18 protein-coding genes are annotated in these 17,999 nt (G+C 25.1%); all 18 read right to left on the reverse strand.

From position 1 onward, the window contains the following. Positions 1–104 precede the first annotated feature (104 nt). Positions 105–2,606, reverse strand: a complete 2,502-nt coding sequence (locus ACI2WZ_RS03325) for a PTS transporter subunit EIIC (protein WP_500244620.1) — start codon at positions 2,604–2,606, stop codon at positions 105–107. 155 nt (positions 2,607–2,761) lie between these two features. Further along, on the reverse strand, positions 2,762–3,070 hold the full coding sequence (locus ACI2WZ_RS03330) for a SemiSWEET family sugar transporter (protein WP_500221955.1): 309 nt from the start codon (positions 3,068–3,070) through the stop codon (positions 2,762–2,764). A gap of 409 nt (positions 3,071–3,479) precedes the next feature. Further along, positions 3,480–4,859 (reverse strand): Mbov_0401 family ICE element transposase-like protein, encoded by a 1,380-nt coding sequence (locus ACI2WZ_RS03335; RefSeq protein WP_500244621.1) that lies wholly within the window; start codon positions 4,857–4,859, stop codon positions 3,480–3,482. An 87-nt stretch (positions 4,860–4,946) separates the two neighbouring features. Further along, the gene (locus ACI2WZ_RS03340) at positions 4,947–5,444 is read right to left on the reverse strand and encodes a hypothetical protein (RefSeq protein WP_500244622.1); all 498 of its coding nucleotides are present in this window, start codon (positions 5,442–5,444) and stop codon (positions 4,947–4,949) included. 175 nt (positions 5,445–5,619) lie between these two features. Beyond that, positions 5,620–8,640, reverse strand: coding sequence for an Mbov_0399 family ICE element protein (locus tag ACI2WZ_RS03345; protein ID WP_500244623.1), 3,021 nt, complete (start codon positions 8,638–8,640; stop codon positions 5,620–5,622). A gap of 144 nt (positions 8,641–8,784) precedes the next feature. Further along, on the reverse strand, positions 8,785–9,390 hold the full coding sequence (locus tag ACI2WZ_RS03350; RefSeq protein ID WP_500244624.1) for a hypothetical protein: 606 nt from the start codon (positions 9,388–9,390) through the stop codon (positions 8,785–8,787). A 149-nt stretch (positions 9,391–9,539) separates the two neighbouring features. After that, positions 9,540–10,301 (reverse strand): hypothetical protein, encoded by a 762-nt coding sequence (locus ACI2WZ_RS03355; protein WP_500244625.1) that lies wholly within the window; start codon positions 10,299–10,301, stop codon positions 9,540–9,542. Further along, positions 10,291–10,473, reverse strand: coding sequence for a hypothetical protein (locus ACI2WZ_RS03360; RefSeq protein WP_500221964.1), 183 nt, complete (start codon positions 10,471–10,473; stop codon positions 10,291–10,293). The genes ACI2WZ_RS03355 and ACI2WZ_RS03360 overlap by 11 nt, the downstream gene beginning before the upstream one ends. Positions 10,474–10,651: 178 nt before the next feature. Beyond that, complete coding sequence (locus tag ACI2WZ_RS03365; protein WP_500244626.1) at positions 10,652–11,683, reverse strand: hypothetical protein; 1,032 nt, start codon at positions 11,681–11,683, stop codon at positions 10,652–10,654. Between the two features lie 5 nt (positions 11,684–11,688). Next, positions 11,689–12,240 carry a hypothetical protein gene (locus ACI2WZ_RS03370; RefSeq protein WP_500244627.1) on the reverse strand — a complete coding sequence of 184 codons (552 nt, stop codon included), beginning with the start codon at positions 12,238–12,240 and terminating at the stop codon, positions 11,689–11,691. A gap of 96 nt (positions 12,241–12,336) precedes the next feature. Beyond that, complete coding sequence (locus ACI2WZ_RS03375) at positions 12,337–13,830, reverse strand: Mbov_0396 family ICE element transmembrane protein (RefSeq protein ID WP_500244628.1); 1,494 nt, start codon at positions 13,828–13,830, stop codon at positions 12,337–12,339. 15 nt (positions 13,831–13,845) lie between these two features. After that, complete coding sequence (locus ACI2WZ_RS03380; RefSeq protein ID WP_500244629.1) at positions 13,846–14,154, reverse strand: hypothetical protein; 309 nt, start codon at positions 14,152–14,154, stop codon at positions 13,846–13,848. A 24-nt stretch (positions 14,155–14,178) separates the two neighbouring features. Beyond that, positions 14,179–14,415 (reverse strand): hypothetical protein, encoded by a 237-nt coding sequence (locus tag ACI2WZ_RS03385; protein WP_500221972.1) that lies wholly within the window; start codon positions 14,413–14,415, stop codon positions 14,179–14,181. Between the two features lie 143 nt (positions 14,416–14,558). Then, positions 14,559–14,921 carry a hypothetical protein gene (locus tag ACI2WZ_RS03390; protein ID WP_500244630.1) on the reverse strand — a complete coding sequence of 121 codons (363 nt, stop codon included), beginning with the start codon at positions 14,919–14,921 and terminating at the stop codon, positions 14,559–14,561. A gap of 218 nt (positions 14,922–15,139) precedes the next feature. Then, the gene (locus ACI2WZ_RS03395; protein ID WP_500244631.1) at positions 15,140–15,340 is read right to left on the reverse strand and encodes a hypothetical protein; all 201 of its coding nucleotides are present in this window, start codon (positions 15,338–15,340) and stop codon (positions 15,140–15,142) included. A 49-nt stretch (positions 15,341–15,389) separates the two neighbouring features. After that, a complete protein-coding gene (locus tag ACI2WZ_RS03400; protein ID WP_500244632.1) occupies positions 15,390–16,262 on the reverse strand; it encodes a hypothetical protein in 873 nt (290 codons plus the stop codon). A gap of 248 nt (positions 16,263–16,510) precedes the next feature. Continuing rightward, positions 16,511–17,023: a hypothetical protein gene (locus tag ACI2WZ_RS03405; protein WP_500244633.1), complete on the reverse strand. Its 513-nt coding sequence runs from the start codon at positions 17,021–17,023 to the stop codon at positions 16,511–16,513. A gap of 261 nt (positions 17,024–17,284) precedes the next feature. Next, positions 17,285–17,995, reverse strand: coding sequence for a lipoprotein (locus tag ACI2WZ_RS03410; RefSeq protein ID WP_500244634.1), 711 nt, complete (start codon positions 17,993–17,995; stop codon positions 17,285–17,287). Between the last annotated feature and the right edge of the window lie 4 nt (positions 17,996–17,999).

The raw sequence follows: 17,999 nt of genomic DNA on the forward strand, positions 1-17,999 counted from the left end.
ACTTGTTATAAGTGAAAAATAATATAAAAAGTAATAAATGTGTGTTAAAAAACCAACCTACATTATAGGTTGGTTAAATTTTCTAAGTTATTTCATTAGAACGACTACTCTTTTAACTTTCCAAAGTACATTGTATCTTTATAACCATAACCAATTTCAACACTATTTGCGGCATTGAAATATCCATTGATAAAAGATTTTATATATGTTCTTTTAGAAAAAGTTGCAATTTTATTGATAAACTTTTCACTTTTTATCATGAATGTATCAACAAATTCTGAGTAAGCTTCTAATTTCTTTTTGTTACTTAAAATGTAATTCTCTTTTTCTTTTATAAATACTTCAATTTCAGATTCAAGAGTAAACTTGTTATATTTATTAACGGCTTCAACTTTTCTATTTCTGCTAGACTTTTTCTTATTCAAAATCTTTTTGGCAGAAATGTACAATAAGTTTTTTTTGGTAGCTTCTTTTTCTACTAAGTTAAAAATTTTAGATTCTATTTTTATTAAACCGATCAGGTAGTTCTCGTAGTTTTGTAATACTTTTTTGGAGTTATGAATATCATGTAATAATGAATCGGACTCTTTTTTCAAAATAGTTATATTTTTGAATCCATCTTTTTTAAAAGTATTCATTATTTTCTTATTAATTTTTTTAACATACTTATACTCGTTAACTCTCTCTCGGTAAACAAAGAATGTAAATACTGCTGCTAAACTTATGGTAATGATTCAAACCAAAACTAAAAGAAGTTGTTTTTTTAATGCTGAAATTCCTAATATGGATAAAATACCTTGTCCAGTAGGAACATCAAGTTTAATGTCTAATATACCAGATAACATTCCACCGAAAAAAGCAGCCGCACAGCCGACTAAAAAGGGTTTTCCTTTTGGCAGAGATACACCATAAATTATTGGTTCAGTAACACCAAAAATACCGCCCGGTATTGCCCCTAAAGCTATAACCTTCAAATTTCTATTTTTTGTTGCGAACAATACCCCTACTGCAACACCAACTTGTGCTCAAACCGCAATGATATACCCAGGTAAAATTAAACTTGGAGTGCCTTGAAATAAAGGAATCATAATTGTCAATATAACAGCAACATGGACACCAGTTAAAACTAGTGGTTGTCAAATAAACGCAAATATAGCCACCCCTAATCCAATAGGTAATCCTTCTATTTGAAAAATAAACTGCGACATTCCAAACTCTATCAAAGATAATAGAGGACCTAATAAGAATAATGTTGGTACAATTGCGAAAACAAAGACTAATGCTGTTCTAAAAATTATATCGACAGCATTTGGCATTCAACTTTTAATTCACTTATCAGAATATGCAGTAATTATTCCTGCTATTATAAATGGTAATACACTTCCTTCATAAGATCTAATAACTATTGGGTAGTCGGATATAGAAAATAAGTACCAACCCTGCACTCCATAATTAGCATTTTGGATATATGCACCAAAATGATAGCTATTCGGATCAATAATACCACTTCCATAAAAGTACCTTGATACTAGTGCAAGACCTATAAATAAACCTAGTAAGTAATTTCCTCCAAAATATTTTGTTGTGTTAACACAAAAGAAAACTCCAATCAATAATAATCCAGTTTTAGATGAGATAAACATTATAGATGAAAATAAATCAGCCTTACCCATTGAAGTACCTTGACCTAAATCTTGTGTTAATCCGACTTGACAAAACACAGCGTAAAGCGCTGATATAATTCCAGCTCCCATCAAAATTGGAACATTTGGTGCCATTATTCCAGCAACTGCCTGCATCAATCTTGCACCTATTGATGGTTTACAAGGTTTATTTTCTTTATTTGGTACCTCATTTAACTTTTTAATTTTAAATATTTCATCTTTGATCTTGTAGCATTCTCCTCCAATAACAATTTGAAGTTCAAGACCATTTCATTTTATGCCTTTAACTAAAGCATTTTTTAAAATACTTTTAGTATCTACAAGCTTTTTATCTTTAATAATGAATCTCAATCTTGTCATGCAATTATAAACTTCTTTAAAATTACTAAAACTTCCAACATATGATATAAAATTCTTAGCGGTATTTTGATATTTATTTTGATACCCAGTCAATAATAACTCATCGTCATTTATATTTTCTTTATCTAAGATTATAGTTGCTAGTAAGTCACCTTTTTCAAACAAGCCTTTTTCTTGAACATTGTTTATAAGTTTAAAACTTTCACTTGTTTGAAAAATTAAAGCTACTTCAAATTTAGAGTCACTGATTTTCATCTTATTGAAATCAGCGCTGAAAAAAGATTCACCGAATTTTAAAATTTGACCTTCTTTTAAACTATGAGTGATAAAATTTTTATTAAAGTTATTTGTATACACACGAACTATTATGCAGAAATTATTGATTTCTACTTCTAAATTCAAAGACTCTTTAGAAAACGATATTTTTTTTATCTTTAAATCATCAAACGGTGACCAAAATTTATTATTATTACTTATCATTATAAAACCTTGCCTATTTTTTGTGCGTGAGAAGTCTTTAAAAGAACATTCTTCTAGACCTTTCACAAAACAATCGGAAGGTGCATATAGTTTGATTTCCATAATCTATTCCCTTTCGATTATGATTCTCCACTATTTACAAGAAAAGACATTAATTATAAAGGATAAAAAAACTACTTTCTCTAAAATTAAAGTAGTTTTGAAAAAAAAAAAAAAAAACACAACCTTGCTTCATTTTCCTTAAATAATTTTAAAAATTATTCACTCTTTTTCTCAACTTTATTTTTCTTTGATTTGTTTTTGATCTTCAACAAATTGACAATAATGAAAAATAAAATTATGACACTTGCTGCCATTGCACAGGCGTTCGCTATGTATAATTGCATGTTTTTTTCTATTAAACCATATGTAAATCACAATAATGCATTAACAAAGGTTAATAAAAACATAACTAAAGATAATGATTTTGTATCTCTTGATCTTATAACTTTAATAACCTGAGGTAATAGCATAGAGAAACTAGTAGCAAATCCTAATCAGCCTATGACTTCTTTTGCTATGTCCATATAAATACCCCCTTATTTCTATACTACCAAATAGATGCTTTATATGCAAATTGCTAGTGTATAAGGCTGTGGGAAAAAATAAGGGGGTGTTGGCCTTTTTGATTCGGTTCATTCGAATCAAAAAGGCAAAATTATTTTCAAGTAAAAATTTAGAACTGCTAAATAGTTTTTTATTTCAAAATTATATTAACACATATTATTTAAAAAAAAAGACTAATTTCTTTTTTTTACCGAAAAACGCAGTTTTTGGTAACAGGATAAGGAATACTATCACTTTTTTTGAAAAACCCTTTATTAAAGGGTTTTTTGGCAAAAAAAATGCTAGCATTCGCAATTTTTGTGCTAGCATAAATACTAGCACAAAAAGAACTTGGAGGCCAAGTTTGCAGATTATCTGATTTTAAAATAATTAATTTAATATTTTTCTAATTAAATCAGTATAAGCAGATTTTTTAGAGTCTAAAATAGGAATTTTAACAATTTTTATTTCCGTTTTTTCAAATATTTCATATTCATTTGGAATAAAAACGTTTAGGTCATCATAAATTCGATCTTCTAAATTTTCTTTAAATTTAGAATAAATTATTTCTAAAATGTTTATATTATTGATTTTTGCTGCTTTTAAATTAATAAGTAACTCAAAAGTTTTTTTGTTATAAATTTTAGCTCCATATCCTTTTATTGATTTAACCAAATGGCTTACTGCAGATTCTGCAAAACAACCTATATATCAGTCTTTAAAGTGATTTTCAATTCCTTTAGTATTATTCGAAATATATCTAATAGCGTCTTTAATTCTTTTATTATTCAAACCATTTGAGTCAATATTTTCGCATAAAAAATTAATTAGTGATTTGATACTTTTAGAATTGTATTTTTCAATAGCTAATTCATATAATTTTATTAATTTACTTTTATTATTACTTTTTTTGTATGGAAAACAAGCATATATTTTTTGAAATAAATGAAATTTATCTAAAATAAACTCAGCTCCTAAAAAATTTGAAATATCAGATATTCAGTTTGCCCCATCCCCGCAAATAATAAGTTTTTTATTTTCCATATTTCCATAATTTTCTTTTAATTTATTTTGTAATCATAACGAATATTCATAAGTGTTACATGAACGGCCTTTTAAAAAAGTTTTCAAAAACACTTTTTTATTAATTAGTTTATTTCTTTTGTTATCTTTTATTTTTCCTTGATATGCTACAGCAACCCTGACTCTGACCAATCTTTTTTTCTTTTTATATCTAGCAGTTGTTCAACAATCATCAATGTCCACATAAATAGGTAAATCATTCTCAAATTTTTGATTTATTAAGTTTGAATTTTTAAAACTAAAATTTGAATTGCGTTTTAAAATATTTGATATCGTTCTTTTTGTAATGTTTGACATTTTAAATTTTTCTCAAACTATTATGTTACTTTCTCCATGATTAAATGATTCAAGAATTTCTTTTTCTAATGCGAATGATATTCTTTGATATTTTTCTATTTCCATATAAGGATCCGCTAAAAAACTACACTTTCCATTAAATTTATTAATAAATTTTGTTCTTTTATAGGTAACCTCTCCGAATTTAGTTATTATGGTTCTTTTTATATTTTTTTCTTTAATGATTCATCCTTTATTTATTCTTCATTGTGAATTTACAACTTCTTCATCAATTTTTTCCAAATTCAATTTAAATTCATTCCTTAACTTTATAAAGTATATTTCTTCTAATTTTTTTAAAATATCTATTTGATTAATTGAAGTATATTCGTTTGAAAATATATTGTCCATAATAAATCCTTTCTAATTTTTAACTATTATAGCAAAATAAAAAACACCAAGTTTTTTTGGTGTTTTATAGCTTTTATTTTGATTAAATTAATTATACAAATCAAGATCTCCTTCTTGAACATCGATTTCTTTTTGCAAATTTGGAGAAGGTAAATCAGATTCTTCAATATCTCTTACCCATTTTTGTTTTGCTTGTTTTGCTCAAGAGATTGTTTCTTGATTAGTTTTTAAAAGGTCAGAAAATAAATCGTTTGCTTTTATTGTTTCTTTTTCATAGTTTTTATTTTCTTTATCTTTATTTTTCTCTTTATTTAAAACATCAATTGTGATTTCACCGCTATTTGGAATGGCGACCTGCACAAAAGGCGAGTCTTTATTTTCAGACAAAGAAAAAGTTTTGTCATCTTCTTTTGAAAAAGCTATATTTTTTATTAACTTTGTTGAAAGTGTAATATATTTTTTTTCCTTATCATTATTAATAATCTCTATAATAGAAAATTCATTCCCATTAGAGTTTACATATGTTTTTTTAATAGCATTTCTATGCAAATATATATTTGTAAATTTTTTAGTTACTTCGCTCATTTTTATTTCCTCCTAACAAGCAGTTTTTCATTTTCTTATTAAGAAAATCTGATTGAAAAAACTCTAGTTATACTAGATTCTTTCAATATTAAAATACGAGTTGAAAGGACAAAAAAAGATAGAATACTAGTACCACTAGTGCTCTATCAACCATAAATTAATAATATCACATTTATTACTTTATTCTTTTATTTTTTTTATTTTTTTTCCATCATATGAAAAAAATTATCAATCCAATAAATGGAATAACACAAGAAATTATTCATCATAAATTTTTTTTATATATTTTAGTTTTATCTTCTTGATGATTTTTATTATCTGGTGGTGTTGGAGGAGTTGGCTTATCTGGGGCCACCTCTTTACTTGAAGGGTCATTAATAATTTTATAACTTGTAAAACCACTCAATTTTATAGAATCATCACTAGAATTAATAAAAACTTCTATTGAACTTTCTTCTTTGGAATTTAAAAAGAGAGAAATTGTCTTTTCAAAAGTATCTAAATCTTTTATATCAACTCCATCTTTCGAGTTTATAGAGATGTAATAATCTTCCTTATAAATATAATCTCATTTTATATTTATTGGTTTATAAGACTCAAGAATTTTTTCTACATAATCATAGATATAATTTTTGACAAAGTTTTGTTTTTTCTCGTTAGAAAGGTTTGTGAAATTGTATTTAATTTCTTTTAAATTATTTATCTTAGAAAGGTCTAAGACATTATTTTCTTCGAAATCTTTATTATTAATAATAGTAAATTCTTTTCTTCCTATTAATAGAGACGATGTGTTTATTGCCATAATATATAAATTTATTTTTTTTATTTTTTTATTTTCGTCAAAAGAAGTGAAATCTTTAAAGTCTATATTTTCTATTTGATTCTCGTTTGAGTCACAAATTGTATAGTCTTCTTTATAAACTGCGTTATCACTATATTTTTTTACATATTTTTTAATATGTTCCACAATTTTATTTCTTACCTCAATAGGATTTAATTCGTTCATTTTTAAATTACTCATATTTAAGTTTTTTAGGTCTTTAAAGTTAACAGGGGTTTGAGGCACATCTACTTTTTGACTTATTTGATCACTTACATACTTTTTTCAATACATAATAACTTGTTCATAACTTAATTGTTCAATTTTTTGACTTGTATTTATTGTGGTGTAATTAATTAAATAATTTTTCAAATGAGAACCCTGTAAAGAATTTCAAAATCTAGAAATATTTTGGTTTTTTATTACAAAGTCCAAACTTGAGAACTTTGTATAATCTTTGGTTTTATTCGATATATAAAGCATTTTATGAATAGTGCTTCCTTTTGTAGCTAAAATTTCTTCATTTCCTGGATTTGAGGGGTCAATTTCTTTATCAACATAGTCTTTCAAATATATTACATAATGTCATATTCCTTCTTTAGACCATTGCTCATTTAAATTTAGACTCACATTTTTTTGTGTTTCAATTGCTTCAAGTTCTTCGTTTAATCTTAATCTGTCAACTCTATAAATCTTTGACATGTCAAACTTTTCGATTAATGTTACACCGCTATTTGCAACACTAGCTTCAACGATTATTCCTGTATTTTTATTACTAAAATCAGTTATTCTGTTTCCAAACTTATCCAATGGATCTTGGTAAAAGGGATAATTTGATTTTTTTTCAATATAAACATACTCATTTCTCATTCCTGTTTTTGGGTTAATTGAGGAATCATAATCGGGATTTGGTTTTCCATCTGGAAGATTTTTTTCTATTAATTTACTTTGTTCTAAATTTTCTTTTGGATTTCAACCAACTCATCTATAACTTAATTGATTTGAAAGCGCTTGAATATTAATATTTAAACTTAATTTAGTGATATTCCCAGAATTTTTGATACCATTTACTTCAATTCTATATGTATCAACACTATCATCTAATTTGATTCTATATATGTTATTAAAAACAGGAACTTCTTTACCGTTAACTGTCATAATTTCTGACTCACTAATCGCAAAAAATGTTATATCTACTGAGTTGTGATAAATTAAAGTATTATTTTTAGGATCATATTCAGGTTTATCTACAACTAATTCGTTTTTATTAGAATTTGGGTTCACAATTTTCCCCGGAACAACTTGTAACCTTTTTTGTGCACTTCTTTGATAATATAAGTCAGTTAACTTCACAGTTATTGGCATAACTACATTACTTAGAAATTGACTATTTCCTGATATTTGTTGCTCGTCTTTAAAAGTTATAGAAACGAAACTTTTCTCATCATTAAATGTGTCATTTCTTTTCAAAATGGGTTTATTAAATCAAGCATCATAATCAACCCCAAATGAGTATTTTAACCTTTTTTCAATTTCGTCATTTATAAATTCTTTGTTCGACTTCGTTAAATTGCCTGCAATACCGTTTTTTTCCTCTGATGAGATGTTTGCAGAAGTATCACTTTTGATTTCGAAAGGGCTTTCTAAACTTTTTATTATTTTTTCTTTTAAATTGTTTTGACTAAAAGTAGAATTAAATTTTATTAATTCATAATTTACAATTATTAAACTACTATGATCAATAGATGACCATCCGGTTCAATAAACGCATGCACTTAATCTTCATTTGAAAATTATTTCATTTCCATTTCAATTTCAACCAAAATCCATATTTGCATGAGCCTTATTTGTTTCGTTATGATACGTTGTTAAATTAAATCATCGGTCACTAGAATCTAGTGTGTAATTTTTATTGCTTTTTATACTTGAGTTTATATTTTTGCCAAGACTATCACTTCAACCAGTTGATGAATCTCAAGTATTATAGTTATAAAAAAAACTTACTTCCATATTTTTATAGTTATTTAAAAAAACTTGTTTATTTGGAGCATAATTTAGTATATTAATTCTTTTTACTTCCCATTCAAAGTTATATCAACTTCCGTTGCCAACTTTTGAATAAGTTTTATCAATAGAATTTGAATAATATGGTAACCAATTATCTCCACTGCTGTCAATATAAAGTCTTTTTAAGGCACTATAATTGTTAGCATAAAAATCAAAACTTGGATATGATGGATCATAGTTATAATTTGTGATTGATTCATTTTTATTATATTCTATATTTTCTAATTTGTTACCTTCTAAATTAACTGGTGTTATGGGGATATAAACTAAGTTTAGACAAAGTACTAAAGACATTATTATTTTTTTCATATTCTTCCTTTCTATTTTCCCCGGGGAAAAATTGGTAAATAAAAAACTAGCAGTTGCTAGTAACAAAATATTAATTTAAACAAAAAAATAGAGTCCTAGCGTTGCTAGTGCTCTATTTACCCTAAATTGAGTATAACATAGTTTTTAAAAATCCATATCAAGTTCTTCATTCTTATCTATGTGATTTTCAGAAATTGTTAAACCATAATTTTTGTATTTTTCTGCGAAATGATGTGGTTCTGTTAACATTTTTTTTAAATTTTCAATTTTAAATCTTAAGTCGCCTTCTGGAAAAACTACGTTACCGTTTATTTCGATTTTCTTGTTAATTTTAGAGTCTTCGAAACTTACTTCTATAAATTCATTATTAGCTTCTAAAATAATCTCTTCTATTTCACAATCTTTAAATTTAACATTATCAACAAGCATATTTTTAAATGTTAAAGACTCTATTTTTGAGTTTTTAATTTCAACATCATTTATTACACCGTTTTCTAAAAAAACTTCTTTAACTATTGAATCCTTGATAATCAAATTATTTAACAAACACTGTTCTAATGTAGAACCATATACTTTTCCAGATAATATATTTAACTTTCAAATCTCGCTTTTAGTAAGATTTAACCCAGAAACATCTATTGTTTCAATAACACAATCTTTCATTAAAACTTTATCTATATTTTTATTTTTTACATAAACTTTTGGAAGTTTTTTATTAAGTAACTTTAGTTTTTCTATTAATTCACTCATTTATATTATTTCCTTTCTATTTTCCCCGTGGAAAAATTGGTAAATAAAAAACTAGCAGTTGCTAGTAACAAAATATTAATTTAAACAAAAAAATAGAGTCCTAGCGCTGCTAGTGCTCTATTTACCTTAATTTGAGTATAACATAGTTTTTATAAATCCATATCAAGTTCTTCATTCTTATCTAATATTGAATTGTTATAATAATTATTTTTAAAATCTTTTAAGAAAGTCTTTTTCAAATTTAGTGGTTCTTTTACATCAAACTCACAAATAAAATTCTTGTTTGTTACTGAAGTAGTGTTTATATAGTTTTCAATAAATGAATTATCTAAAGCAACATCGTTTTTTGCAACATAAGCAACAACATCAGAATTAGTGTCTAATATTATTGGTAAAATTTCGTTATTCTTTAAGATATTTCAAATATTATTGACTATAAAATTTTTATTTAAATAATCTATATAACAACCCTTTATGTTATCTTTTTCTCAACTTTGTTGAATATCTTCATCCTCAAGACTTAAACTATATTCCACTAATTCCTTAAACAGTGATTTAAAAGTCAAGTAAGTATCTATATCTTTATTTTCGCGGTCAGGAAAAAAACCTTCAAAATTTGTAATAAAACCATAACATTCTTTCTTTTTAGAACCCGATAAGATGTTTTTATAGTCATAATCATTTATTGGAGAATTATATATATTATAACTTCCTATTTTCAAATTATTATCTACTATTTTAGTTCAATCGTTGAAAGTAATCAAACTCTCTCCTTCTGTTCAAATTTCATTATCTTTTTTAAACATTATTTGGTATTTATTTGGCTCTGCATCCTTTAATTCGACAAAAGCTCTAATACTCTTATCCATGGTTATAAACTCTTGTTTATAAAAATTTCTATTAAACAACATATTTAATATTCCTTTCTTTTAAAATAAAATTTTCTTTATAGCAATCGTTGCAAACTTCTAAAAGTGTTTTTGCCCCTTGTTTATACGAACTTATTAATTTGATATTTTCTTCCTTTAGATCAATACAACATAGTTCACAACTATAATCATAAATTTCATCTTGTATAATCATTTTTAAACCTTTCTATTTTCCCCGGGGAAAAATTGGTAAATAAAAAACTAGCAGTAGCTAGTAACAAAATATTAATTTAAACAAAAAAATAGAGTCCTAGCGCTGCTAGTGCTCTATTTACCTTATTTTGAGTATAACATAATTATTTTTTATTTTATTTTTTAAATTATTAAATATTCTAAATTACTTTATTTAAAATCTCATAAATTCAAGAATCATTATATAATTGTGTTTTTATTTTTAAAAAGTTTCATTTTGAGTCTTTGAAACGTTTTTTTTCTTGTGGAGAATAGTAATTACATATCACTTCCAATTCTATTTGTTCTTTTAATAACTCTGTTTTTTTAAAATTAAGATATTTAAATATATGTTCATCATTATATGTTGCATGACCAAATGTCTCAAAAATAATTTTTTTTGGGTTACTTTTATTCAAAAAATCGAAAACTTTATCTAATGGGTCCTTCACATCATCTAATGTTTTTATTTTTGTGTTGATTATTGGATTTTTAAAAATATAGTCCAAAGTATTCAATTGATATATTACAAAACTTTCTTTTGTATCATCAAAATTATCCTTTGTACTAATTATGGGTATACTATACCCATAAAAACTGTAGTTGTGTATCTGTTCATAAGAAACTTTTTCTTTCACTTTTAATTTAATTAATAAATTATTAATAATTTTTCTAAATGTATTTGTTCCAGATGTAAAATTTGTTGTAATTAATAAATTCGGTTTATTTTTAATCATTGATTCAGATAATGATAATTTTTCAAGTTTATGAAGTAAATTATTATCGAGGTTTAAAGCAATCTTATTTCATTCATTGAATATAGTTACTAAATATAAGTCTGTAAAAAAATTTTTCTCATATTCTTCTTGAATATTATAATAATCAAAAAACTTTTTGAAGGTAATTTCTATTGAAGAATTTTTTGTAAATTTTGTAAATTTTTTACTTAGATCTTTTATATGCTCCACTTTATCTTCTTTATTTATTCATCTTCGATAAAGAAAGATGTTTTTAAATTTATTCATAAAAAATAAATTTAAGTTATCAAAATTTTTCAGGTCTGTAATGTTTTGAATAAATGCTTTTTCAATATTTTTTGAAAAAGCATTAGGTTTATTTTTGTTGAAAATTTCATCAAGAAGCATATCAAAACCATTTCCAGTAAGGATAATTTTATAAGTATTTTCCCCCATACTTTTTACCTATCTCTTTCCTTATTATTCGCCTTCAATTCCCTTATTTCTTTTTCTAACTCTAATATTCTCTTTTCTTTTTCAAGCATTTCAATTTTATCAACGTCACTTTTCTTTTCTTTTGAAATAGCTAAATCGTAAACTTCTTGTAATTCTTCTACGGTTTTCTTTTTCTTTCATATTTCAAAATGTTTTTTAGCAATATTTTCGGCATTTTTTAATTCACTATCTTGGGTTTGTTCAAGTTTTAATTCTTCATATAAATCATTTATATATTTAAAAACTATTATTTCAAACATTTGATATGAATTTGAATTAATACTTAATCTTATTCCTTGACTATTATAAGTTATTAGAAAACTATTTATTAAATCGTTAATATGTCAATAAACATCTAAATCCTCAAAAATTTTTTCTTTAATTTCGGTATATTCATAGACTTTATCTTTTATCTTTCAAATAGTTTTACCTTCATCTTCTTTTAGCATTTTTGATTGTTGTCTTTGTTCTGCTGGGGGAATACCCAACAATCATCCTAGTGCTCTAAAAACTGACATAATATTTCCCTTTCTTAAAAGATATATTTAAAGTTATTATAATAAAAAGTATGTCATAAAAACATACTTTTTATATATTTATTATCTTTTTAAACTTTATTTATTTTTGATACTAAATTTTCTTTTTTTCTGTTTGAGTTCTTCAATTTTAGTCTTTCTTTTGGTTTTTCCTCGTTCTAATACCTCTATATAATTTTTAGTTGCTTTTTCATTTTTAGCTTTATAAATTGAACTTGTGTTTTCTTTAATGGTTCTACCAATATTAGAAGTAACTCCACTTGTATAATTTTTTACAGATTCTCCCATACTTACTCAACCTTTTCTTGAAAACAATCCTCCTCCAACTGCAACTCCAACAGCAGCCATTCTTGCAACTCTTCCTATCACACTTGGTATTCCAGACATTTTCTTTCTTCCATTTTGGTAATTTTGTAAATTTTGTTTACCACCAGCAATAGAACCATCTGGGTCTAATGCAGAGAAGTTTTGCATTTGCATATTATTAGAAAACTTATCAGAAATACTGTTGAGCGCTCCCTTTGACGAACTAGACGAACCTTTGCTTTTAAATAAGGCCATCAATCCCGCTCCTCCAGCTGCTCATCCAAGTGCTTTTGCTCCGGCACTAAATATACCTTTCCCGTGTTTTGCACTTAAAAGGGCATTTTGACCTTCACTATGAGTAACTCCTTCTCCGCCTGTGAAACTCCCTATAATTTGTGGGGCAACAAGTGCAAATGTTGAAACACCGAGAATTACAACAATTAGTAAAAACATTTTTGTGGTAAATTCAAATTTAGTTATTGATTTTGAAATAAATAACATTAAAAAATTAATCATTATTATGTAACTTAGAATGTTTCCAATACTTACAAGCGCTTTGGCCAAAACCATATCTTTTCATTGTTTCATTCTTATACCGTGATCATTTACCATTCATGCAGCAACAAGTGGACCAATTAAAAACATTAAAAATAGTTCAATACTTTTTTGAACAATTGCCATACATAACATTATTAATGTATAAAGCAAAAATGCAACTGCAAGTATTTCTACAACTATGTTGTAATTTTTAATATTTGGGGGAGCTGAATAATCAGTAGGGATATTTTCTAAAACCCCCTTTCAATCAGGGTCTCCCATTTTGTATAATAAATCTGCTAAATTTGCATTTTTTAGACCGAAAGCTAATTGAAAGGCTTTTTGTAGAAATTCTATTAAAAAAGTTAATCCATAAAATCCTATTGGTATAAAAAATACAAAGACTATAGAAATGGAAGTTGACTTCAAAGATTTTACAATTCTTGTTTTTCAGTCAAAATCTTCATTAAAAGTGTATGTCATATACTGAATTATAAAAATTAAAACAGCAACAAATCCACCAATTATACAAAATGCTCAAAAACTTTGCGGAATGTTTTCGATTCTAAAGTCTTTTTGACCATTAAAAATTACATCATAAATGATGCCTGTTGTTAAGTACACAAAAACTCCCTGTACTACAGAAATTAATTGTAAAGGTCCTTGAATAAAAATGAATCAAATAACTTTAAGTATAGCCGTTCAAATAGCTTCTCCTATAAAACCCATATTATTTTCTCCCTTCTAACCTTTTAAAAATATTGATGAAAACACTCCTGCTGCAATGGTTGCAGAGAACACAATTACAGCCCCTACAGATGCCCAAATTATATCTCTAATTGCAGCACTTCTTCCTTCAATATCTCCATCACTTGATGCTTTAGAAATTCTAAAACCTATTTTCACTAAAACGAATATTAGAAACAAACTTACAAGACTACAAAACGCTGTTATTGCCGCAAGTCCATAACCTCATATAAAATCAGTAATAGGTTTGAAATCGGGTGCATCTGCAAGTATTTTCATATTTAAATTTGTTATAAAACTTTTCATATAAATCATCTCCTTTTTTTAAAATTAAATTTCAAAATTTACTTCATTTTTTTCTAGTTCTTTTTCTAATTGTTTTAAATCTTTTAAAAAGGTCTCTAACCAACATTGAGTAGCTTCTTCAGATTCGTATTCTTGTCCAAACTCAATATTTGGGTAACTACCATCATTTTTTTCTAGTTCCTGATTAAGTTCTTTCATATTTTCATTTGCACACTCAAGTCTTTCTTCATACATTTTGATTAAATTTTGTAAATAATCCATAATTTTCCTTTCTATTTTCCCCGGGGAAAATTGGTAAATAAAAAACTAGCAGTAGCTAGTAACAAAATATTAATTTAAACGAAAAAATAGAGTCCTAGCGCTGCTAGTGCTCTATTTACCTTAACTTAAGTATAGCATAGTTATTAAAATTCAAAGTCAATTTCATTATCTTTTAAAACTCTTTGAAGCTTATTGATTTTTTCTTCTTGTTCTTTGAACTTGTTTTCTTGTTCTTTGAACTTGTTTTGTTGATCAAGCAAAATATTATTCATTTTTTCTTCTCAAATTTTATTATTTTTTTCAATTTCTACACTACATTTTGACATCTCTAATTTAAACTCCTTAATACAATTTACAATGTCTTTATTATACTTAATTTTTTGTTTATTTGTTAAATTTAAACTTTCTAAAAATTGTTTAACTTCTTTAGGCGAATCACCTTTGCAAGAAACACCAACAATAATTTCATTATATTTATTTTCAACAGTAATAATAATGCTTCTCATTTTTTTCACCTTCTAGCTTATAAACAATATTTTATTCAATCATATTCATAATGAGTTTCCTGAGTTTTATATGTTTCTTATTTTTTCCCGGGGAAAATAGGTAAATAAAAAACTAGCAGTAGCTAGTAACAAAATATTAATTTAAACAAAAAAATAGAGTCCTAGCGCTGCTAGTGCTCTATTTACCTTATAAATATAATAACATTATTTATTTGATTTTATTTATCAAATTCATTTTCTAATTTATCTAATGATTCTTTTATATTACTCATAAAATCATTTATTTCTTTTTCTGATCAATTAGCACTATATTTTTTAAAATTTTCTAAATCATCTTTATTTGCTAAATTTAATCTTCCTTCTTCAGTTTCTACATAAATGCAAACTTTCAATCCTTCTAATTTTTCTAATTTATTCATTATTCTTCCTTTCTATTTTAAATTCAATTAAATTCTAAACTAAAATACTTTACTCAAATTCTTTTTTTTCAAAATTCTTATTATTTTGAGTTTTATAAATTTCATTTTTTTCTTTTAATTCCTTAATTTTATTTTTTAGTTTTTTAATATATTCATTTCTATCTTCTTTTTCTAATTTAAGCAAATTTAATTGTTTTTTATATACATCAACTTCAATTTTTAATTTTTCTTTTTCATCTGCTAATTCAAAGTAAAGCTTTTGCAAGTTTTTATCTTTGTTGTCTAAAAAACTCTTACTATTTAATAAATTAATTTTTTCAATTGTTTCTTTAGCTTTCTTAGTAAAAATAATTAGCTGATTTGTAACTGATAATATATCTTTATTTAATTCTTTTTGTCTTTTATCGATTATTTTATTTCTTAAAATCATTTTATTAACATTAAAATATTTATCTTTATTGACTTTACTAAATTGTTTTACAGTTTCTCAATTTACTGGTTCATTAAAACTTAATCTATATATTTTTTTCTTTTGAATCATTTCTAAAAATGAAAACTTTTCTTTACAATTAGATAAATATTTTTTTGATACCATCTTTATTTTTTCTATGTCTTTTTCATCAATGATCCCCACTTTCTCTCTTAATCTTTTTTTATTAACAATAAAAATATCATCAATTTGTAAATTATGAGTATTTACTAAAATACCGTTTTTATAAATTTTATTACTGCTTTTTATTTTTATAGTTTTTTCTTTTTTATATTTATTACTTAAAATACCAACAATAACCCAATTTTTATCTATTTTTTCAATTTCTACCACTTTTCTTATCTTTCAATCACCCTGTTTATATTTTCCATTTTTATCATCATTTAGATGAAAATCTCCTGGAAATATAGTTTTTAAATTATAAATATTCATATTTCATCACCTTTCTAAACCCTTAAAAAATTAAGCAACAATCAAGTCTAACAATTGCTAGTTAAAGCTATTAAATTAAACAAAAAAATAGAGTCCTAGCGCTGCTAGTGCTCTATCAATCAAAAATATTTTATCATAAATTTTTATAACATTAATTAGTATTTTTTTGTATTCAGACTTTAGAAAACTATATTTTTACATCTCCATTTCTATTTCTGATTCCTTACTAAATTTCATTTCCTCATATTCTATTCAGTTCCCTGTTGCTTTTTTTTACCAACCCCTTCTATATAAATTCAGTCACCTTTTAAAACACCTTTAAAAGGTTCCCATTTTTCTAGTTTTGGTTGCTTTTTACTTCCAGTTCAAACAGCATATTTTCCTTCAACCTCAACTGAATTAGTTTTATTATCTAAATCTTTTCCTACTTCAAACCTTATATTTTCAAGGCATAGATCTTTTTTTTCAACAACATAATCAATCATGTCATTAAATCAAAAGTATTTTACTTCTGCAGCATATTTACCAGAATGATGCCATTCTCCAGTTCAAGATATCTCTGCTAATTTTTTGATTTCTCTTAAATTTAAATTGTTCAATTCTTGTTTTATTTCTAGTCAATTATCTACATCGTTATATGATGTGTCATATAACATATCTGTAAATCATTTTTTAGTTATTTGTGAAAATATAACAGCACCATCTTCTCGAGCCGCTAATCCTCGGTCTGAAATAATCAAGTTCCCATATTTATTTTTCATAATTTTCCTTTCTATTTTCCCCGGGGAAAATTGGTAAATAAAAAACTAGCAGTAGCTAGTAACAAAATATTAATTTAAACAAAAAAATAGAGTCCTAGCGCTGCTAGTGCTCTATTTACCTTAATTTAAGTATAGCATTAAAAATAAAAAGAAGTAATAATTACTTCTTTTTATTGTTTATGTTTCAATAAACTATTATGTAAACCAACTTATACTATTATTTAGCATAAGTTGCACTTTTATATTATCATTTTTTTAAAATTAATTCATATTATTTAAATATTCTTCAATTTTATTTGTAAACTTAGTATATTTATCTATTTTTGAAGACATTATCGGATTTTTCAAATATTCTCAAGATTCTTTTTCTTTTTCATATTTTTTAGAATCAAAATCAGGATCATGACTTATATAATTCCATCAACTATCTTGAGTATTGCTAAAGTTATTAATATCTCTATATAAATTTGACGTTTTTTTAGATACTTCTAAAAATTTAGTTTTATCATTAATCATCAAAATATTATTTAATAAATTTTCGTCTTTTTCATAATCAATGTCTATTTTATTTTCATGTAAATATAAATAAAAATCAGCTTCTTGTGAAATAATTGAATATCATAAGTATAAAACTTCTAATGTCAATCGTAATTTTTTATAATTTTCTTTTACTTCTCCTGAGGAATTTTGTTCTCATTCTTTAAACTCTTCCACCCCTTTTTTTGTTCTATCTCTTTCTCTTGAATAAAGATTATTAATATAATTTCAATCTTTTTTTGTTTTTGCAAATACATCCAAATTTTCTTTTGGTGTTTTTAAAATATCTATAATACTATATGGGTTTTTATCGCTATCACCAGAAGTACCTTCATTTATACTACCCGAAGGTGATCAACCACTACAAGAAATAGAAGTTGTTCCTCCACTAACAATAAATACCAAAGCACCAAATAATCCTAATAATTTTTTCATTATT

Origin of the sequence: Spiroplasma endosymbiont of Megachile willughbiella (assembly GCF_964273395.1) — a bacterium.
Classification (GTDB): domain Bacteria; phylum Bacillota_I; class Bacilli_A; order Mycoplasmatales; family Mycoplasmataceae; genus Spiroplasma_A; species Spiroplasma_A apis.